Source organism: Lysinibacillus macroides, assembly GCF_001281525.1.
Classification (GTDB): domain Bacteria; phylum Bacillota; class Bacilli; order Bacillales_A; family Planococcaceae; genus Lysinibacillus; species Lysinibacillus macroides.
In genome coordinates this window covers 901,294-921,805 of record NZ_LGCI01000005.1, presented here as the reverse complement: position 1 = coordinate 921,805, position 20,512 = coordinate 901,294, and the positions used below count along the sequence as shown (strand labels likewise).

24 protein-coding genes are annotated in these 20,512 nt (G+C 40.0%); 5 read left to right on the top strand and 19 right to left on the bottom strand.

Going from position 1 to position 20,512, the window contains the following annotated elements:
- Window positions 1–855, bottom strand: coding sequence for a pantoate--beta-alanine ligase (gene panC / locus ADM90_RS07370; protein WP_053994358.1), 855 nt, complete (start codon window positions 853–855; stop codon window positions 1–3).
- Window positions 855–1,691 (bottom strand): 3-methyl-2-oxobutanoate hydroxymethyltransferase, encoded by an 837-nt coding sequence (gene panB / locus ADM90_RS07365; RefSeq protein WP_053994357.1) that lies wholly within the window; start codon window positions 1,689–1,691, stop codon window positions 855–857. The genes panC and panB overlap by 1 nt, the downstream gene beginning before the upstream one ends.
- Window positions 1,692–2,100: 409 nt before the next feature.
- On the opposite strand from panB, the gene ADM90_RS07360 reads away from it, so the two are divergent.
- Genes ADM90_RS07360 through ADM90_RS07350 form a run of 3 tightly spaced genes read left to right on the top strand, consistent with a single transcriptional unit; the run spans window position 2,101 to window position 3,853 of the window.
- Window positions 2,101–2,421 carry a PadR family transcriptional regulator gene (locus ADM90_RS07360; protein ID WP_053994356.1) on the top strand — a complete coding sequence of 107 codons (321 nt, stop codon included), beginning with the start codon at window positions 2,101–2,103 and terminating at the stop codon, window positions 2,419–2,421.
- Window positions 2,414–3,016, top strand: a complete 603-nt coding sequence (locus ADM90_RS07355) for a DUF1700 domain-containing protein (RefSeq protein WP_053994355.1) — start codon at window positions 2,414–2,416, stop codon at window positions 3,014–3,016. Before ADM90_RS07360 ends, ADM90_RS07355 begins: the two co-directional genes overlap by 8 nt.
- Window positions 3,017–3,853: a DUF4097 family beta strand repeat-containing protein gene (locus tag ADM90_RS07350; protein WP_053994354.1), complete on the top strand. Its 837-nt coding sequence runs from the start codon at window positions 3,017–3,019 to the stop codon at window positions 3,851–3,853.
- 77 nt (window positions 3,854–3,930) lie between these two features.
- Here the strand turns inward: ADM90_RS07350 and ADM90_RS07345 are convergent, their stop codons facing one another.
- The 6 genes from ADM90_RS07345 to ADM90_RS07320 form a co-directional block, all read right to left on the bottom strand.
- Window positions 3,931–4,914, bottom strand: coding sequence for a biotin--[acetyl-CoA-carboxylase] ligase (locus ADM90_RS07345; RefSeq protein WP_053994353.1), 984 nt, complete (start codon window positions 4,912–4,914; stop codon window positions 3,931–3,933).
- Between the two features lie 274 nt (window positions 4,915–5,188).
- A complete protein-coding gene (locus tag ADM90_RS07340; protein WP_053994352.1) occupies window positions 5,189–6,367 on the bottom strand; it encodes a CCA tRNA nucleotidyltransferase in 1,179 nt (392 codons plus the stop codon).
- Entirely contained in the window at window positions 6,354–7,499 is a 1,146-nt protein-coding gene (gene bshA, locus ADM90_RS07335) for an N-acetyl-alpha-D-glucosaminyl L-malate synthase BshA (protein ID WP_053994351.1), read from the bottom strand. The genes ADM90_RS07340 and bshA overlap by 14 nt, the downstream gene beginning before the upstream one ends.
- A gap of 38 nt (window positions 7,500–7,537) precedes the next feature.
- Window positions 7,538–7,942, bottom strand: coding sequence for a methylglyoxal synthase (gene mgsA, locus ADM90_RS07330; RefSeq protein ID WP_053994350.1), 405 nt, complete (start codon window positions 7,940–7,942; stop codon window positions 7,538–7,540).
- A 19-nt stretch (window positions 7,943–7,961) separates the two neighbouring features.
- Window positions 7,962–8,759, bottom strand: a complete 798-nt coding sequence (gene dapB, locus ADM90_RS07325; protein ID WP_053994349.1) for a 4-hydroxy-tetrahydrodipicolinate reductase — start codon at window positions 8,757–8,759, stop codon at window positions 7,962–7,964.
- Window positions 8,759–9,094: a nucleotide pyrophosphohydrolase gene (locus tag ADM90_RS07320; protein WP_053994348.1), complete on the bottom strand. Its 336-nt coding sequence runs from the start codon at window positions 9,092–9,094 to the stop codon at window positions 8,759–8,761. The genes dapB and ADM90_RS07320 overlap by 1 nt, the downstream gene beginning before the upstream one ends.
- Before the next feature lie 115 nt (window positions 9,095–9,209).
- On the opposite strand from ADM90_RS07320, the gene ADM90_RS07315 reads away from it, so the two are divergent.
- On the top strand, window positions 9,210–10,079 hold the full coding sequence (locus tag ADM90_RS07315; RefSeq protein ID WP_053994347.1) for a YitT family protein: 870 nt from the start codon (window positions 9,210–9,212) through the stop codon (window positions 10,077–10,079).
- A gap of 131 nt (window positions 10,080–10,210) precedes the next feature.
- Window positions 10,211–10,588, top strand: coding sequence for a hypothetical protein (locus tag ADM90_RS07310; RefSeq protein ID WP_053994346.1), 378 nt, complete (start codon window positions 10,211–10,213; stop codon window positions 10,586–10,588).
- An 89-nt stretch (window positions 10,589–10,677) separates the two neighbouring features.
- On the opposite strand, the gene ADM90_RS07305 is transcribed toward ADM90_RS07310, so the two are convergent.
- The 11 genes from ADM90_RS07305 to hisC form a co-directional block, all read right to left on the bottom strand.
- Complete coding sequence (locus ADM90_RS07305) at window positions 10,678–11,352, bottom strand: zinc metallopeptidase (RefSeq protein WP_053994918.1); 675 nt, start codon at window positions 11,350–11,352, stop codon at window positions 10,678–10,680.
- Between the two features lie 61 nt (window positions 11,353–11,413).
- A complete protein-coding gene (lhaT, locus tag ADM90_RS07300; RefSeq protein WP_053994345.1) occupies window positions 11,414–12,010 on the bottom strand; it encodes a lipoprotein heptaprenylglyceryl N-acetyltransferase LhaT in 597 nt (198 codons plus the stop codon).
- Between the two features lie 195 nt (window positions 12,011–12,205).
- Window positions 12,206–13,000: a menaquinol-cytochrome c reductase cytochrome b/c subunit gene (locus ADM90_RS07295; protein ID WP_053994344.1), complete on the bottom strand. Its 795-nt coding sequence runs from the start codon at window positions 12,998–13,000 to the stop codon at window positions 12,206–12,208.
- A gap of 45 nt (window positions 13,001–13,045) precedes the next feature.
- A complete protein-coding gene (qcrB, locus tag ADM90_RS07290) occupies window positions 13,046–13,720 on the bottom strand; it encodes a menaquinol-cytochrome c reductase cytochrome b subunit (protein WP_004232663.1) in 675 nt (224 codons plus the stop codon).
- A 23-nt stretch (window positions 13,721–13,743) separates the two neighbouring features.
- Window positions 13,744–14,247 (bottom strand): QcrA and Rieske domain-containing protein, encoded by a 504-nt coding sequence (locus tag ADM90_RS07285; protein WP_053994343.1) that lies wholly within the window; start codon window positions 14,245–14,247, stop codon window positions 13,744–13,746.
- 155 nt (window positions 14,248–14,402) lie between these two features.
- Window positions 14,403–14,852, bottom strand: a complete 450-nt coding sequence (locus ADM90_RS07280) for a YpiF family protein (RefSeq protein WP_053994342.1) — start codon at window positions 14,850–14,852, stop codon at window positions 14,403–14,405.
- Between the two features lie 140 nt (window positions 14,853–14,992).
- Window positions 14,993–15,550, bottom strand: coding sequence for a ReoY family proteolytic degradation factor (locus ADM90_RS07275; RefSeq protein WP_036123193.1), 558 nt, complete (start codon window positions 15,548–15,550; stop codon window positions 14,993–14,995).
- A 14-nt stretch (window positions 15,551–15,564) separates the two neighbouring features.
- Window positions 15,565–16,827 (bottom strand): tetratricopeptide repeat protein, encoded by a 1,263-nt coding sequence (locus tag ADM90_RS07270; protein WP_235473363.1) that lies wholly within the window; start codon window positions 16,825–16,827, stop codon window positions 15,565–15,567.
- A gap of 101 nt (window positions 16,828–16,928) precedes the next feature.
- A complete protein-coding gene (gene aroA / locus ADM90_RS07265) occupies window positions 16,929–18,215 on the bottom strand; it encodes a 3-phosphoshikimate 1-carboxyvinyltransferase (protein WP_053994341.1) in 1,287 nt (428 codons plus the stop codon).
- A gap of 87 nt (window positions 18,216–18,302) precedes the next feature.
- Window positions 18,303–19,400, bottom strand: a complete 1,098-nt coding sequence (locus ADM90_RS07260) for a prephenate dehydrogenase (protein ID WP_053994340.1) — start codon at window positions 19,398–19,400, stop codon at window positions 18,303–18,305.
- On the bottom strand, window positions 19,397–20,497 hold the full coding sequence (hisC, locus tag ADM90_RS07255) for a histidinol-phosphate transaminase (RefSeq protein WP_053994339.1): 1,101 nt from the start codon (window positions 20,495–20,497) through the stop codon (window positions 19,397–19,399). The genes ADM90_RS07260 and hisC overlap by 4 nt, the downstream gene beginning before the upstream one ends.
- Window positions 20,498–20,512 lie beyond the last annotated feature (15 nt).

The window sequence follows — 20,512 nt, the reverse complement described above, 5'->3', positions numbered from 1 at the left end:
TTACAGTCCCTCTTTCACAGTAAAAATACAATTATCAATTAAGCGTGTTTTGCCGATATAAACGGCTGCTGCCACTAGCACTTGCTCTGTTGCAGCTGTGATAGGTGTTAGATCTGGATAGGCAAGCAATTCAATATAATCAATGCTGCCTTGTGTGCGTGCTTGGATATGACTCTTTGCCTCGATAAGAGCACTTGCTGCATCCCCAGTTGCTAAAAAGTGATCGCGTGCTAGCTGCAATGCTTCATAAATAGCAGGAGCCTCCTGCCGCTCTGACTCACTTAAATAAACATTACGGGAGGATTTTGCTAAGCCATCCTCCTCACGCACAATTGGTATCACACGCATTTCAATAGGAAAATTAAAATCGCGTACCATCGTGGCAATAATCGCAACCTGCTGCGCATCCTTTTGACCAAAGTAAGCACGTGTTGGCTGTGTTAAATGGAATAATTTAGCCACAACCTGTAACACACCATCAAAATGACCTGGTCGGCTCGCTCCGCACAGAATGGTTGCCTGCTTCCCTGCGGCAATACGAATACCACCATCCTGGGGGTACATTTCTTCCACACTTGGCGCAAACACAATATCGACACCAACTGACTCCGCTAAAGCTGTATCTCTAGGCAAATCCCGAGGGTAGCTTGCAAAATCTTCATGTGGTCCAAACTGTGTTGGATTCACAAATATACTCATAACAACGACATCATTTTCAGCACGAGCTGCTTGTGCCAATGTTAAATGGCCCTCATGTAAATAGCCCATTGTTGGCACAAGCCCAATTGTTTGTTGCTTTTGCTTTGCTGTCTGTATTTCTGTCGTTAATGCTTCTATTGTCGTTACAACTTTCATTACTTGACGCCCCCATATAACTGATCCAATGCTTCCTCTTTCATCGTAAAGAAGTGCTGAGATGCAGGGAATGTGCCTGCTTTCACGGCTTCTACATAATGCACCATGCCACTACTCGCTTCCTTACCCATATCTGCAAATTGCTGTACAAATTTTGGTACATGATGTGACCCGTAGCTGAGCATATCATGGTACACAAGCACTTGCCCATCAGCCTCTACACCTGCACCAATGCCAATCGTTGGAATAATAAGGTTTGCTGCCACAAGCTCTGTCAATTGATGTGGAATACATTCTAAGACGATTGCACAAGCACCAGCTCTTTCACATTTCTTAGCATCCTCAATAAGTGTCGCAGCCTGCTCAGCTGTTTTTCCTTGCACCTTATAGCCACCTAGCACGCCTGCTGACTGTGGCAATAAGCCTAAATGAGCAACGACAGGAATACCAGCGGCTGTTAGCTTTTCAATAACAGCAATGACCTCTCCTGCCCCCTCTAGTTTTAAGGCATCAGCACCTGTTTGCTGCATCATCATAATAGCTGTTTTTAATGTTTCATTGATATCACCGTGGTAGGAGCCAAATGGCATATCCACCACCACAAAAGTATTTTTTGCACCGCGTCGTACTGCCTTTGCATGGTGAACCATATCCGCTACCGTTACTGGCATTGTAGAATCATAGCCAAGCACAACCATGCCTAGTGAATCGCCTACAAGAATCATATCCACCCCCGCATCCTCGGCACATTTAGCAGCAGGGTAATCATAAGCTGTAACCATTGCAATTTTCTCGCCTGCTGCTTTCATTTTGATAAAATCTGAAGTCGTTTTCATTCTTATAATCCTCCTTTTTTTAAAGAGAAGAAAACAGAAATACCCTTCTGTTCTAAAAATGGACAGAAGGGTCGGGCTTTGTTCAGAGCTAATAGACCTGTTGTATTAAACAAAGGTCATAAACTTAAGCTTGATCAATACATCACAAGCTTATTGAACGTATCGTTTTCTTCCGTCCCTGTCTTTACCAGATCAAGGCAGATATTTATAATAAGTGGGTCTTGCGTGTGTGAAGGTGCCGTTCACAATGGATACTGCCCTTCAGCACATACTATAACAATAATTCTAACAATCTTCAAATATTATTTTTTAAGTAATTGACAATTAATACTATACGTCATATACTATCCACATACTATATGTCATATAATATAAATCGAAGTATAGGTATTGAATGTGAGGTGGAAAGATGACATTTCAGCTAGGTTCAGCTTTACTGGATGCTTGTGTACTTGCCATTGTTGATAAAGAGGATGCCTATGGTTATTCGTTAACACACCAGGTACAAGCGGTGATGGATATTTCAGAGTCTACTCTGTACCCTGTATTACGTCGCTTGCAAAAGGCCAATTATTTAATCACCTACGATCAGCCCTTTCAAGGTAGAAATAGACGCTATTATCAAATTACTGAGCAAGGACGTGTACGGCTATTGGAGCTCTTGAAAGAGTGGCATGTGTATAAGGAGAAGATTGATTGTGTACTTTTAGGAGGGAATTTAGATGGATAGAGCAAGCTATTTAAAAAAGCTACGAGGGAAATTACATCGGCTTCCTGCGCATGAGTTAGATGCTGCGCTTGCCTATTATGAAGAATATTTTGACGAGGCAGGAGAGAACAATGAGCAGCAAGTGATTGCACAGCTAGGCTCTCCCTCACATGTTGCTTCACAAATATTAGCTGATTTTGCATTAAAGGATTTGGAAACCCCTTCTGCAAAATCGACCAAAAAGAAGATGACTGCTATTTGGCTAATTATTTTAGCAATCCTGTCTGCACCACTATCATTACCATTATTAGCAGCAGCGATCGCACTTATTTTTTCCTTTGGGGTCATTATTATTAGTTTTATCTTTGCGATTGGTGCTGTCGTTGCAAGCATTTTTTTCAGTGGCATTGCGGCCCTTATTGGAGGGGTCCTTATTTTAACTGAACATTGGCCGACTGCACTGCTCTTTATGGGAATTGGCTTAATCGTTACAGGATTAGGTGTCTTACTATTTCCAATGGTTGTTCGTATTATCAAGAAAATTGTCCTTGTCTCTGTGGAAGCCTTAGGACGTCTATTCCATAAAATAACGAAAAAAAAGAAAGGGGACTTCTAAATGACCGCAAAGCATACCCTGATTGCTATGACAATGATTGCAGCTGGTATTTTATTAGCGCTGGTTGGTTATTTTTCAGGTGGGCGCTGGCTCATTATCAAAGATGAGGATGGCTTCCATGTACCGAGCAATCAGCAATTAGTGAGCCAATCTTATACATTGGATGCATTTACAAAGATAGATCTTCGCAATGATTATGGCGATCTTGAAATTATCGCAGGTGGTAGCGATTATAAGCTAGAAACAAAGGTGTTGAAGCAGCAGGATGTAACATATCGTATTGACAATGGAACACTAATCATTGAAACAGCCGTAAGGAAAAAGAATAGCATAGAATTTGGCTTTGGCAACTTTCATTCGCCTTCTATCAAAATCCATGTCCCCACAGATAAAGAATTAGATACAATTACCATCAACAATAGCTTTGGCGATATAGCCATTCAGCAGCTTCATTATCAACAGTTAGACCTTCAGCAAGATTATGGTGATATTACCTTTGATCGTATAATGGGTGACAAAACAGAAATTAGCCAATCCTTTGGCGATATCACACTTCAACAATATACAAGTAATGGCACAACTATTAATAGTGAGCATGGCGATATGGATATTGATGGCACGTTACATGGTCCAACAACTATTAGCTCTAGCTTTGGCGATACAACGCTCTCTTTACAAAATAAAAAAAGCGAGATCGGCTATGACCTCACAACAAGCTTTGGCGATATTACAATCAATGGTGAGGAACAACGTAACAATGTGACACAATTATCTGATGGTGATCATCAGCTTACTATTTCCTCATCAAATGGTGATATAGAATTATCCCTAAAATAATGGCTGGGAAACACTTACTCACAAGTCACTTTATATGATCAAAAGCTGCAAGTTTTCTCTCCTTGCAGCTTCTTTTTTTACAGTAATTTGATATCGCCAGCATAAATGATTCGGACCGTGCCATCATCTTGTGTAAGCTGTAACACTCCATCATTTGTAATGCCACTCGCAACGCCTTCAAAGCGCTCACGTATAGTCGTCACTTCAATGCGCTGACCAATTGTACAGGATAGCTGCTCCCATAATGCCTTTATACTCGCAAAGCCCTCTTTCACATATAATGCTGTAAATTGCTCTAAGTATTGTAAGATGGATGCAACCAATGCGGCACGATTGATTTCCTCACCCGCCTCTAATCGTAAGGACGTTGCAATCTCAGCAATATCAGGGGAAAAATCAGCTGCCCCTTGGTTCGCATTAATACCAATCCCAACAAGTAAAGCTTGTACACAATCAGCCTCAGCCTGCATCTCTGTTAAAATACCTGTACATTTTTTGCCATTAATCAATAAATCATTAGGCCATTTTATAGCTGGCTCTACATGCTGGTATAATGTTTTAATCGCCATGGTAATGGCTACTGCTACAACAAGCGTGTAGGAGGATGCCTGCTGAGGTGTCACATCTGGTCGTACAATAACGGTCATCCAAATACCTGTGCCGTGAGCAGATTCCCAGGGGCGGGCCATACGACCACGTCCTGCTGTTTGCTCCTCACCAATCACAACTGTACCGTGTGGAGCCCCCTCCTGTGCAAGCTTATGTGCAATGGTTTGCGTAGAATCTACAACATCATAATAATGCAGTTCGCGCCCAAAATGCTCCGTTTGTAAAAATAATTCAATTTGCGTTGGGCTTAAGCTATTTGGCACACCTGTTAAAAGATAGCCTTTTTTCTTAATAGTTTCAAAGGTATAGCCCTCCTCTTGCAACGTCTGCATATGCTTCCAGATAGCTGTCCGTGAGACGCCAAGAACATCTGCTAAGTCCTGACCTGATACCGCCTCACCATTCGCCGCTAACAGTCTCTTTAAAATTTCATCCTTTATGGAATTTATCATATCCCCATCAATCCTTTTGTCAACTTCACTATTTTGCTTATTCAACCGTCTTTATCATACTGTAAATCAGTGTAAATGACCATCCATGGCTATCAAAAAGCCGCCCCCTATATGGAGAGGGCACTGAAAAACTAAAAAATTCATTCTTTTATATTAGTAATCTGTCTTTTATTAGATTTGAAAACTTAAAAAAGTCGATTTGCATCACATTTTTTGTGGCAAATCGACTTTTTCAGTGCCTTCTATATGGAAGAGACGGCTTTTAGTGTATTTTTTACGCATTATCGAAACCATTATGTTCCAGCCACTTTTTTATTTGTTGACGGTCATTCGGTAGTTCGTGTTGAAGAATGGCTTGCAGTATAGCCTCCAATGTTGCTTTGACCCAAGGCCCACCCATTCTACCAGACCATTTCAACAAATCCGCACCATTGACAACTAGCTCCTGTTTATGTCGAAGGGGTAGCTGTGCTTGTAATTCATGGATACGTTGCTGTGGATACGGCACATTTAGCTGCCTTAATTGTGCAAGAAAGCATGCTGCCTCCAGCTCCTGCTCTGTATACATAAAATAATGCTGATTCGTCCAGCCACTTTTCAGGGCTTCAAAGGCTGTGACAACCGCTTTGACAAATGCCATTTCTTTATTGGACAGTCGATAGTCTCGCAGTATCTCTTGCCAGCTTGCGCCCTGTAGTAAAGCGAAATATGCCCAGCCTACAAGCCTGTCCTCTGTCTTAAAAGAACGCCAATCCTCAGCATGAAAATGGCCTGTTAAATATGCTGCTAAGCCACTATCCGCTAATTTTACAATCGCGCTATAAACAGCCTGACCTACCCAGAGTTTATCCAGCTCTGCTTTTATGCGCTCCTTGGCAATAAAGGCAATATCTGCTGCTTGATATTGGATAGCAGCTAGTGTATCTGCTGTTATCGTAAAACCAAGCTGTGCTGAAAAGCGTATGGCTCGTAACATGCGTAAAGCATCTTCTGCAAAGCGTTGTTGTGGCTCACCAACTGCTCGTATTATCTGTCGTTCAATATCTTGAACCCCACCATAAAAATCAACAAAAGAACCATCTCGTCTTATAGCAATGGCGTTCATCGTAAAATCGCGGCGTTGCAAGTCTTCTTTCAATGAACGCACAAAATAAACTTGTTCTGGTCTGCGATGATCCGTATATTTGCCATCCGTGCGATAGGTTGTTACTTCGACAGATCCAGCAGGTACGATCACCAGTACCGTCCCATGCTGAATTCCTATATCTACGGTTCGCTGAAAAACAGCTTTTACTTCCTCAGGCATCGCATTTGTCGCAACATCGACATCATGAGCAGGACGCTGCAGTAAGGCATCCCTTACCGCCCCCCCGACAATGACAGCCTCAAAGCCTGCCTGTTCTAATTGTTCAATAACAGCATAAGCTGCCTGCCATTCTTTATTGTTTTGCATGATTTCTTTCCGCAACCTTTTCATACAGCTGTTCATATTGCGCAACAATTTTAGAGGAATGGAATTTATCATTGACTGCATGAATAGCAGCCTCTCTAAAACGCAGTAATTGTTCCTCATTTTGCAATAAACGAACTGCATACTCCGCTACTGCATCTATATCCCCTTGTTCTACAATATAGCCATCTACACCATGCTCAATAACCTCTGGAATTCCCCCTACATTTGATCCAATACAAGGCACACCACAAGCCATTGCCTCTAATAATACAAGCCCAAACGATTCCTGCTGAGAGAGTAATAGTTTAAGATCGCTAATCGCATACAATTCAGCTAAATTTTCCTGCTTCCCTAAAAACAAGACATCATTCATATATGGACTTTCCTTTACCTGATCCATGACACGATGCTTCTCAGGACCATCTCCTACTAACAATAGCTTAGCCTTGATATTTGCACGAATTTTCATAAATGCCTCCACAATATGCGGAAGATTCTTAATTTTACGGAAGTTCGATACATGAATAATGACTTTCTCATCTTCTTGAATACCGAATTGCGCTTTTAAGTTTCCTGGATTACGAGGGAAATATTCACGCTCATCCACAAAGTTATAGATGGTGTCAATGGGCTTTACTGTATCAATCAGTTCATAGGTTTGTTCTTTTAGTGCATGGGATACGGTAGTCACAATATCAGACTTATCAATTCCATACTTTATCGCACGGGAAAGTGTAGAATCTTGCCCTAGCACCGATATATCTGTACCATGAAGCGTTGTGACAATGCCAATATCCTGACCGCTCATTTCACGCGCTAACACTGCACATACTGCATGTGGAATGGCATAGTGCACATGCAATACATCCAAACCTTCATCTTTGATAACATCTGCCATTTTACTTGCTAATGCAATATCGTATGGTGAATACTGAAATACTGAATAATTATTAACTTCAACTTCGTGGAAAAAGACGGTTGGATAAATTTTATTCAAACGAAATGGTACGCTTGAGGTAATGAAATGAATTTCATGTCCTCTTTCTGCAAGCATTTTGCCTAATTCTGTTGCAATAACACCAGAGCCTCCAACTGTTGGATAACAAGTAATGCCTATTTTTAACTTTTTCATCCAATATTCATCCTTTCTCAATCACGTCTTTTATTTATTTAATTGCGTCTTTCTTGTATCATTCTCCAATCCACAAAACCTTCTTGTAAGCCCTTTAATAGTATTTCTGCTGTTCCCATATTTGTTGCCAATGGTACTTGGTAAACATCACAAAGACGAATCAGTGCGGAAACATCTGGCTCATGTGGTTGTGCTGTTAATGGATCGCGGAAAAAAATAACCATGTCCATATCATTATTAGCAATCATGGCACCAATTTGTTGGTCGCCACCAAGCGGACCTGAACAGAAGCGTGTTATTTGTAAATTAGTGGCTTCCATCACACGCTGTCCTGTTGTGCCTGTCGCATAAAGTGAATGTTCCATTAAAATACCCTGGTAGGCAATAGCAAACTGTACTAAATTATCTTTTTTACGATCATGTGCGATTAATGCGATTTTCATATAGCTTCCATCCCCATCTTTAAATGATGTTTTCTAGACCATATACAAGTTGATCCATTTTCATAACCTCTTCTACACAAAAGACAATGCCTGACATAAAAGAATTACGATTTAGTGAATCATGGCGAATCGTTAAAAGCTGCCCGTCTCCTCCAAATAAGACTTGCTGGTGTGCCACTAAACCAGGTAAGCGTACGGAGTGAATGCGCATACCATCAACATTTCCACCTCTTGCACCTTCAATGGTTTCTTTTTCTTCTGGATGTCCCTGTGTTTTAGATACACGAACCTCTTGTATTAATTGAGCAGTTTTCACGGCTGTTCCAGACGGTGCATCCAGCTTCTGATCGTGGTGCATTTCTATGATTTCTACATCTGGTAAGTATTTTGCTGCTTCTTTGGCGAACTTCATCATTAGTATAGCGCCAATGGCAAAGTTAGGTGCGATAATGCAACCTAGCTCCTTTTCCTTAGCTATTGCTGTTAATTCCTCAAGCTGTGCATCTGTAAACCCTGTTGTTCCAATGACAGGTCGCACATTTAACGTCAATGCTTCTTTTGTGTGCTTGTATACTGCATGTGGGTTTGTTAAGTCTACTAGCACATCAGGTGCCGTTGCTTCTACAAGTTCATGCATTTCTGTAAAGATAGGCGCCGTATAACTGGCTGGAAACATTTCTAAATCAGCTAGTGTTTTACCTACTTCTTTATAATCTAGTACAGCTACTAATTCCATTTTGTCATGTTTCATGACCGTATGTACAGCCTCAGCTCCCATTTTTCCTCTTGCTCCTGCAATGGCTACACGAATCGACATTATTCTTCATCCTTTCTCGTCCAACGATCCTTATCTCTCGTTTCAAACTTATGTATAACTCGTAGAAGTGCTTGATCTAATTGAATGCCTTGTGCATTTGCAAAGCATACTAATACAAAGAAAAAGTCTCCTAGTTCTTCTTCAATACTATTTGTTCCTTCAGTGCTCTTTTTCTTTTTTTGCCCGTAGACATCCTGCACTTCACGTGATAGCTCACCAAGTTCCTCTGTAAGACGCGCTAATAGCTCAAATGGTGGAAAATAGCCTTCTTTAAATTGCCCTATATAAGCATCCACACGCTGTTGCAAAGCTCGCATTGATAGTTGTTCTGTCATAGTTCATCACACTCCCATTTACCATCGTATAAAATTTACACCATTGTTGTCAAAACCAATAAAATGTCAGATAATAGATAACACTACTTCATTGATTGGAACTACAGGAGGTCAAATGTTAAAACAGCTTAAAATTCGTAATATTATCGCAATAATGCTCGGAGCGGCAATTTTTAGCTTCGGCTTTGTTCACTTCAACATGCAAAACCAGCTTGGTGAGGGTGGACTTAGTGGGATCACACTTATACTTTATTTTACATTAGGTTGGGACCCTGCCTTAATGAACCTATTATTAAATATTCCGATGTTTATTATTGGTTATCGTTTACTTGGCAAAAAATCATTTATTTATACATTGATTGGAACATTATCTGTATCTGTGTTCCTCAAAGTTTTCCAAAAGTATCGATTTATAATTCATTTAGAGGATGATATGCTGCTTGTTGCGCTTTTTGCTGGTGTCTTTGTTGGATTAGGGCTTGGTATTGTTTTTCGCTATGGTGGCACAACAGGCGGTGTCGATATTTTAGCTCGACTAGGGCATAAATATTTGGGCTGGAGTATGGGTAAGACAATGTTTATTTTTGATGCCATTGTTATTATGCTGTCATGGCTTACATTCTTAGATGCTCGTTCAATGATGTATACGCTAGTTGCCGTCTTTGTTGGTGCACGTGTTATAGATTTCGTACAGGATGGTGCATATGCAGCTCGTGGTGCTCTTATTATCTCTGAACAATCAGATGTGATTGCGAAGACGATTGCACTACGCATGGAGCGAGGAATTACGATTTTAGAAGGTCATGGTCATTTTACAAAGCAGCCAAAAGAGGTTATTTATTGTGTGATTGGTCGCAATGAAGTTGTACGTTTAAAATCGATTATCCATGAGGTTGACCCTCATGCTTTCGTATCGATTATCGAAGTACGAGATGTAGCAGGAGAAGGCTTTACACTGGATGAACAAAAACAGCCTTTGCATTAAATGAATGAGAGAAAAAACTTGCTATGGTTGTGGTACTGAAGTTGAGAATTCAGCTCCTCTTTTCTATAATCGTTATTATAATTCAGTTCAACATAAAGACTGGATTATAATAACTAAAAGAGGTAACTCAAATGAGCAAAAATTATCTAACAAGAATACTTCTGTTACCAGTAATAGTAGCGTTAGTTACCACATTAAGTCTTTTATTTATCGAGATAGATTTAGAATCAGAATTAATGTCTCTTTCGATGTTTGAGATGTTAATGTTTTTTGTACTGTTCTATTTAGCTATCTATTTATTTACTATTGTTTTGGTAGTTCCTATTAATATTTATATTTCTAAAAAGCTTGAAAATAAGCTAGTTTCATTTATTCTGTTTAATAGTATGGGGTTCATGTTGATAGGTTGTATTGATATTTGGTTCTTAACGCTTGGTAGTTTCATGTCTTTCTATTTAATTTTCCCACTGTTCTCAATTTTAACTCTCCCTTTTTTAGAAAGAGATTAAGACAGCGCTAATTTTTCCATTATGGCCGCCAATTAGTTTTTAGTATATGAAAAACTTGTTATGGTCGTACAACCATAACAAGTTTTCTCTTAGTCATCCCCGCGCATATTTGTAAAGATTAAAACTAAGCGTAATAGCTCTAATACAGCGACCGCTGCGGCTGCTACATATGTTAAAGCAGCGGCACTTAACACCTTACGTGCTGGACGTTCCTCTTCATTTGTAATAATCCCTAGTGAATTCATTTGCACTAAAGCGCGCTTAGACGCATCGAATTCTACTGGTAATGTTACCAATTGGAAGACAACCCCCGCTGCTAATAGGACAATCCCTAACAGCAGGAAATTTGTACTGCTTGCAAAAATCCCAATCATTACAAAAATCCAAGACATATTTGATGAAATATTAGCCACTGGAACGAGCTTACTGCGTAAAGTAAGCATAGAATAAGCTTCTTTATGTTGGATGGCGTGACCTACCTCATGGGCAGCTACAGCAGCACCTGCAACACTCGCTTCATAAAAGTTACTCTCTGATAAAGCAACAGTCTTGGTTGCCGGATTATAATGATCTGACAACACACCTTGTGTCGGAACAACTCGTACATCATATAAGCCATTGGCATCTAAAATCGTACGCGCTACCTCTGCACCCGTCTGCCCCTTCATTGTACGTTGTTTTGCAAATTTCTTATACGTCCCCTTTACCTTCATTTGTGCGTAAAGTGGCAACAGCATAATAATTACAAAATAAACAATATACATGCCTGTTGACAATATTCTAACCCCTTTCTACCTCAGGTACTATAATTTTATAATTAATGCTCTAATTCGGCAAATATTTGCGCCATTTAATTGAGAAAATAGCGAGTAAAATACAGGCAATGGATAGCCAAAATGTAAAGTAGCCAATATAGCTTGTGTAGTTGGCTAAATCTCGATACATTGGCATTTGTCCAAAAACATAATCAATGACATCATTATGCAATGTCCAAATAGCCGCTATCACTACATGCCAATAAGAAAAAACATATTTTTGAATATATAAAACTGCCTGTACGGCCATCGCAAAATGTGAGCCCACAAGCATCCAGCCTTGCCAGCCAATAGAGCCTGTTTCAATCAATGTCCAAATATTCATCACATCTGCCCATAGTCCATATTTCACCAATGTAATAAGCGCTAGAACCTCCATAAGAGGCCAGCTTTTGCCCATAATCCATGCGATTAAGACAAAGCAGAAAAATAAGCTCGCTGTAGGGCTATCTGGTACAAAAATATAAAAAATCGGCTTGGTTATGGCAAGCTGCCAGCCATACCAATAATAGCCGTAAACCGTCCCTACTATATTAACCAGCAGCAACATGATGAGAAAGGATTTATGAGTGAGAAGATACCAAATATTTGCTCGTGTTATTTGCATGATTACAACTCCTTGGTTTCTAACGTTCCAAAAACTATTTACCATTATTATGTATCATTCATTTACAACATAAAAACTATACTTTTTTTCGTAAAAATAATTATGTATAAGGGAACTTTTAAGCTTCATTTTCAGTCACAATAGTAGCATAACATCGAAAAAAAGAGCCAGTTTCCTGACTCTTTTAAATTATATTTATTCAATAGGTTTTAAGCTTGCGAGGAATTCAGCTAATTGCTTCAGTTCTTCTTCTGTTCCCTGGAATTGTCCACCTGGCATACCGCCACGACCATTATGAATAACTTCTTCAATCTCTTCAGCTGTTAATGTATTACCACCTAATGCAGGCGCTGCTGGGGCAGCTGTAAAGTCAACAGCGTGACAAGAAATACATGATTTTGCTTGATCACCTGTTTCGCCTGTCCAAATTGCATAACCAGGCATTGTTTCATCTACATTAAATTCCGCTTGTGTTGGAATTTTACTCATCTCTTTTTGAGCTTCCCAGTCATGGTTAGCCACAGACTCCCAAGTTAGGTAGAACATAGCTGCTAGAGTTAATAACATAAACGCTGTTGGTAATGGACGTTTAGATGGACGTCGCTCTGGGCCTTTGTCTAAAAATGGCATTAATAATAGCGCTCCAAATGCAAGACCTGGCATAACAATAGCTCCGATTATGTTGTATGGACCAGAAGCAAATGAGTATTTTAAAAGCTGATACATAAATAAGAAGTACCAGTCTGGTAATGGTATATATGCTCTAGTTGGATCAGCCGGCCCTTCAAGTGGTGATGGGTGAGCGACTGTTAATAATAAGTATCCAATTAAAAATACAGCACCTACCATCCATTCCTTCAGTAAGAAGTTCGGCCAGAAAGCTTCCGTCTTACCTGGATATTCGGAATAATCCTTTGGAACGTTCGGCATTCTGTGATTCGCTTTAATACGAGAATCGCCGACAAATTTCATTCCTTTTCCGCGATGCATAATGTCCCCTCCTTTTAAAGATCATTGAACCGTCAAGTCAATTAATTACAACGGTCCTGAAATTCCTTGACGACGAATCATGATAAAGTGTGCTGCAAGTAACCCAAACAATACTGCAGGTAAGAAGAATACATGAATCGCAAAGAATCGCGTTAGCGTTTGAGCACCAAGAATTGTTGTGTCACCCGCTAATAATACTTTAATCATCCCACCGATAAACGGTACAGATGCAGCAATTTCGATACCTACTTTTGTAGCGAATAATGCTTTCATATCCCATGGTAATAAGTATCCTGTAAAACCAAGACCCATCATTACACCAAAAATACCTACACCAACCATCCAGTTTAACTCACGAGGTTTTTTATAAGAACCTGTGAAGAATACACGAAGCGTATGTAAGAACATCATTACGATTACTAATGAAGCTCCCCAGTGGTGCATACCACGTACGATTTCACCAAATGCTACTTCGTTTTGTAAATAATAAACTGATTTCCAAGCATTCACAACGTCTGGTACATAGTACATTGTTAGGAACATACCAGATAGAATTTGAATTACTGTGATGAAGAATGTTAATCCACCGAAGCAATAAACGAATGCTGAAAAATGATGTGCAGGGTTAACGTGCTCTGGCACTTCGTGGTCGGCAATATCACGCCAAATCGGTGTAATATCTAATCGTTCATCGACCCAATCATAAATTTTATTTAGCACTGTTGTCGTACCCCCTTACTTATTTAACTTAGAGTATTTGCTTTTGTTGGACCAATCATTAAATAGCCATCTTTTTCTTGTATGTCATATTCATCCAATGGGCGTGTAGGTGGTGTACCTGCAATGTTTTTCCCGTTTTTCTCATAACGCCCTGCATGACATGGACAGAAGAACTGATCAGGGTGTGCTGAATCTGCACCCCAGTCCACCATACAACCTAAATGTGTACAAACTGGTGAAAGGGCAATAATTTGGTCGCCACTTTTATAAACCCATGCTACACTTGTTACATCTGATTTGTACCATGCATCAACTTGTTCAAAGCTAAAGTCAACTTTAACAGGCTCTTCTGTGATGTCAGTCACTTTAAGTTCCGTTTGCACAAAATCTCCACCGCCATGACTTTGTAACACTGGGTCAATTGCAAAACGAACCATCGGCATTAGCATACCTGCCGCCATAAATCCACCTACACCAGTTAGTGTATAGCTTAGAAACTGACGACGTGAAACTCGATTTTTACTCACTTGTTTTCCCCCCTCTAACTTAAAGGTCAGTCCAACGGACATACTTTTACAAATAGTAATACTAGGACATATCTATGATATATCAAGTCCATAGCTTGGTCAATATAGCATTCTGTGGAAAGCTGAAGAATGTGAACATTTATTGAAGCTAAATGTTAAATTTGTGCCCATTTCGTCGAAAGCAGCGGAATTACTTGTCGTAACTGATCTTCTAAGATCTTTTTTTTCACATTCACATCCATACTTTCTAACGGAATAGCTGGTAACCAAATCATATTGACGCTATCTCCACCACTTGTCCAAAAATGGTCACAAGTAATGAAGAACACATGCTTAAAGCCAGCATTATGTAATTGTACTTCTAATTGCTGTGGCAAGTCATCATATTTTAGAGATGGCATATACGAAAACGGTGGCATGACAAGTAAACGTCCCTTAAACTGCTTCTCAATAAAAGATGTTAAAGACATAATAAAATCTGCTTCTGCGCCACTCTGTTTCATTTTTTCAGTAGCTAGATCAATGGATACAAGTGGGACAATAGCAGTATCGATGAAATCCTTCTGTGCCATAAATGCTGTTACATCGCTTGCATTAAAATACATTCATCAAACCTCCTTTTACTGCAAAATAAAATGCCCTTCTCCACTTTCAAGTAGGATAACCAATACAAAGTGAAAACAATCATTCACTAGTAATGTTACCATATTGAAGTGGGTAAAGGACATTCAATTTTTACCTATGATTAACGTAAATTAGCCGTTTCCTTTAATGCTTGTAACAAATTGGACAATTCATAAAAGCGTTCTTCATCTCCCTGGTCAAGGGCTTCATCAATTTGTGCAAGTAATTTTTCTTCTTGGAATACGAGTAAGCTATTGGAAAGCAGTTCTTCTGCCAGTAAACGATCTTTTTCACTAACAAGTAATGTTTCTGGCATATAAGGGTTTTCTTCTAAAACTGCTAAGTATTGTGCACTTGGAGGTATATTCGGAAAATTCAATTGTATATACATATCTTCTTGCTCGTGTAAGCGTAAATCATGGAATGATTTTTCAGCATCTGCCGTCATTACATTGCCTTTATAAAATCGAAAAGGCACACCTGTTGAATCCACTGTTGACATGACCATTGCTCTAGGGCAATAGTGCGCTTCTTCCACAAAGCGAATTCGTTTTAAAAGATCATCATTACTCAATAGGTAATTTAAAATCCATACACATTCACGACGCTTCAATTGGTAATTTTTTAAAAACCATCGAACAAATGCTTTTTTATCAACAACTGATACAGAAGCAGTCATACCCACTCCCTCCTTTACTCAAATTCTAAGGTTTCTAACAGCTCTTGCCACGCTGGTTCACCTGGTTGGATGCGCAATAATTGCTCAAGAACCTCTTTTGCCTCTAAGCGTTTGCCTTCCTCTACTAAAAAGTAAACATATTTTTCTAAAAATGTTGCGTCTTCCTTAAAATCATTATATGCCAAACGGTAAAATTCGTATGCACGGTCGTACAATTCTAAATTTTCGTATGCCGCTGCTGCAAAAGGATATAAAGCGCTCCATTCAAAATCATTTTGCTGTAATGTCTCAAATAATTCAATAACATCCTCATGGCGCTCCTGCTGTCCGAAAATGGCGATAAGAGCCAATACCGCTTCCATATATTCAGGATCCAGTGCGATGGCTTCTCTTAAATGTTGTTCAGCTTCTTCTGGTAAACTGTTTTTGAGGGCCATTTTACCCGCAAATAAATAGAGTGATTTATCGTATTCATCGCGCTTTAAACCCTCTTGAATAGCAGTGTATGCTTTTGGATTATCCTCTAGCATCGCGTAGCTTTGTGCCAGCAATAAATACGCTGAGAAGTAATCAGGATCTAATTCTTTTAATTCCTCTAATTGCTGAATGGCCATCTCATATTTTTGAGACTGGAAAGCGGAATACGCCGCACCAAATAAAACATCGGGCTTGACCTCATCTTCAAGTGCTTTGCTATAATAATCCAAAGCTAGTTCATAGGCAGCTCCTGCACGATAGACCTCTGCCAACCGCTCTACAAGGTTGACACCAGCAAATTCACGGTGTTGCTCATATAATTCTTCATACAATCTAGCAGCCTCTAAAAAGCGACCTGTTTCAAATAGCAGCTCTGCTTTGGCAAAATGCAGCAATGGCTCTTCCGGTAAGATTGCCAATGCTTCATTGATACGGATTTCTGCTACCTCAAACAACCCTTGCATTTGATAATAATCTGCTAAAACAAGTAACGCTTGCGGATACTCTTGTGCTGTTTCATCCACTTCTAACAATAAATCTAACGCACCGTCCTCATCACCAAGCTCCATTAACACATTTGCACGATCTATTTTTAACTGTGCTTCCTCTGGCATTAAAAATTGTAAATGCTCCAGTACACGATCAGCTTCCTTCATATACCCATATTGCATGAAAATTTCAGCCAGTGTATAAATGTCCTCAGGTAGCTCCTTCGTTAAAAATAATTCCAGTAGCTGATCTATTAATGCCAGGTCCCCTTGCTCAAGTGCTTGCATCATTTCAGTCATCGCATTGTTCACAGTTATTCACCTATTCTTTCATTAATACCTTTATGCTACAAAACATTTACATTTGAAACAAGAAAAAACTCCCCAAAAGCTGGAGAGTCCATTTTCGATTGTTATTTAACTGCCTCAATATGCTCAAAGAACGATGGGTAGGATACAGCGATACAGCCGGCATCATCCAATGTGACTGCCCCATCTGTGATTAATGCAGCAATTGCACCCATCATGCCAATACGATGATCGCCATATGTTTGTAGGCTGGCACCGTGCAGTGGTGTGGGGCCTTCAATAACCATGCCATCTGCTGTTGCTTCAATATTCGCACCTAGTTTTGTCAATTCATTCACAACAGCTGTTATGCGGTCTGTTTCCTTCACCTTTAGTTCCTCAGCATCTTTAATAATTGTTCGGCCATGTGCTTGTGTAGCAAGCAGTGCAATAATCGGAATTTCATCGATTAAACGTGGGATCATATCACCCTCGATTGTTGTAGCTGTCAATGTTGATGTTTCAATTTGGATGGTTGCTGTTGGCTCAGCCTGTGTATCGCTATTTGGCGTCACTGTCATCGCCGCACCCATTTTTTGAAGAACCTCGACAATACCATCGCGTGTTGGGTTTATACCGACATTCTCTAATGTTATTTTACTATTTTCGCAGATAGCTCCTGCTACTAAGAAAAAGGCTGCTGAGGAAATATCTCCTGGTACAGCAACATGCGTTCCTTGAAGGATTTGACCACCTTCTAGTGAGACAACACCATTGTTTACTTCTACTTGTGCGCCAAATTGACGTAGCATTCGCTCAGTATGATCTCGAGATACTTCTGTTTCTCGCACAATTGTTGTTCCTTCAGCACGTAAGCCTGCCAGTAAAATAGCAGATTTAACTTGTGCGCTTGCTACAGGCATTTGATAATCAATGGCTTGCAGCTTTGTCCCTTGAATAGCTAACGGTGTATATTGTCCTTTTGCACGACCTGTAATCTGTGCGCCCATTTGACGTAACGGGTCAATCACACGGCGCATTGGTCGCTTGCCAATGGAAGCATCCCCAGTCATGACAGAATGAACAGGCGAGCCTGCTAAGATCCCTAACATTAAACGTGTTGTGGTTCCTGAGTTACCTGTATACAACACCTCTGTAGGCTCTTGCCAGTTCTCTATTCCTGGACTTTGGATCGTTACATTTGTTCCTTCCACCTCAATATGAACACCAAGCTTTTGGAAGCAATCAATGGTACTTAAACAGTCTTCTCCTAATAAAAAGCCTTCTACTGTCGTTGCACCTGTAGCAATGGCTCCAAACATTACAGAACGGTGAGAAACTGATTTATCGCCAGGAATCGTTAATATGCCCTGTAAAGAAGGCTTATTGTATTGCAAAACTTTTTCACTCATTGATTTTCTTCCTTTCTATGAAGATGGGACTGCCGAGAAAGGAAACATTTTCTCAACAGCCCTCTTCTATCATCAATATCCACTATACTATGAAATATATGTTTCAAAATTAGCTCGTTTTTGAATACATGTTGCGGCACGTTCGCGATCATTTTCATTTTGGAAACTAATAACGAGAATACCAAAAACATCTTCACGAGATTCAACAATTCTTAGGTTTGTAATACTGATCGCTTCATCTGCAAGTAAGCCTGTAACCTCTGAAATCACACCAGGATAATCAGGAACATCTACATATAAATCAAACGGTGTATACATAGCTCCTGCACCAATCGGTAATTCATCTCTAAGTTCTTTGGCAACAGCAAAATAATCTTCAATATCTTGTGACGTGCCCTTTGTCAGCAGTTCCTTAATGCGCTGCATTTCCTGTTCCCAGCCTTCAAGCTGTGTTAGTAGCTCATCACGATTCTGCAAGGTAATATCCCGCCATAAAATAGGGTTGGAAGAAGCAATTCGTGTCACATCACGAAAACCACCAGCGGCAAGAGAACGCGTCATCGGATATTCTCCATTTTCGCCCCCTAATTGATGGACAAGTGAGGCAGCAATCACATGCGGAAAGTGGCTGACAACCGCTGTCATATGATCGTGTTCACTAGCAGATACACTGACAACCTTTGCATGGGTAAACTTTAACAAACTTTCAAGTTGTGCCATATGGACAATTTCCTCTCCAGCAAGCGGTGTTAGCATATAGTAAGCATTCTCAAAAAGATGTGCCTTTGCTGCTAACACACCGCTCTTATGAGAGCCAGCCATTGGATGTCCACCAATAAATGTAATGCCAAGCTCACGCAGTTCCCCAGCTTTTTGCATAATTAATTTTTTTGTACTCCCTGTATCTGTTACAATCACTTTATTTTTTAAGGACCATGATTTTAATTGCTCCATCCACTCAAGTGTTGCATTCACAGGTGTACCAAAGATAATAACATCAACATCTGCGGCAGCTGCTTGTGGGTCTGTCACAATATCATGGACAATATTTAATGTTTTTGCATGCTCACGTGTTTGAGCATCCATATCATAGCCAATAATTCTAGTCTCAGGTGCTTTTTGTAAAGCAAGCGCAATGGAGCCGCCAATTAAGCCTAGCCCAATAACAAGCACTTTGCGTGTCATGCAAAAACTCCCTGTTCTTTTAAAAGAACATCGAGTTGGCTCAGCAATGCGGCGTTTTGAGCCTCTGTGCCAATTGTGACACGGATGAATCCTGGCATTCCTAACGCATTACCACTGCGGATAATAAAGCCTTTTTTCATCAGCTCTTGGAACACCACATCACTATCAGCTTTTGTATCAAAGAAAATAAAGTTTGTATCAGATGGGAAGTATTTCAAATTATGCTTTTCACAAAATTCAACGTATTGCTTTTTACCTTTTTCATTGGCTTCTCGACATGCTTGAATATAGTCCTGATCGCTAAGAGCAATAGCCGCAACTGCTTGACTTAAAATCGTATTATTAAATGGTGCGCGTACAGGATCAAGCTTCGCAATAACATCAGGTTGACCAATCGCATAGCCAACGCGGAACGATGCTAGTCCATACGCTTTAGAGAATGTACGTAATAGAAGAACATTCGGATAGTCAGCAATAATTGGCAATGTATTTTTATGACCTGGGTGTGTCACATATTCAATATAAGCTTCATCTAAAATAACAAGAACATCGCTTGGCACTTTTGCTAAAAAGGCACGTAGATCAGCATCTGGAATCACAACACCTGTTGGATTATTTGGGCTACATACCCATACAACAGATGTTTGTTCATCAATTGCTGCAGCCATTGCCTCTAAATCATGTGCGCCATCAACACAAGAAATTTTGCGTACTTCAGCACCTTCAATTTCAGCATTATGCCCATATTGAGAGAAGGAGGGGTCAGCCATTACAGTATTGACACCTGGATACAGTAAGGCACGTGTAATAATGGCAATCAGGTCATCAGAGCCATTACCAAAGAGCAATTGTGTCTCTTTCACACCTAAATAATTAGCAACCGCTGTACGCAAATTTTGGGCGTAGCCGTCTGGATAAAGGGCATGATTTACTGCATTATTTTGTAAATAAGCGGTTACCTTTGGCGAGCATCCAAACGGGTTCTCATTCGATGCTAATTTAATAACTTCCTTTAAGCCATACTCACGTTGTACCTCTTCAATTGGTTTCCCTGGCTTATATGCTTGCATACCGTCCAATTGCTGTTTCCACTTCATCTATAACATCTCCTC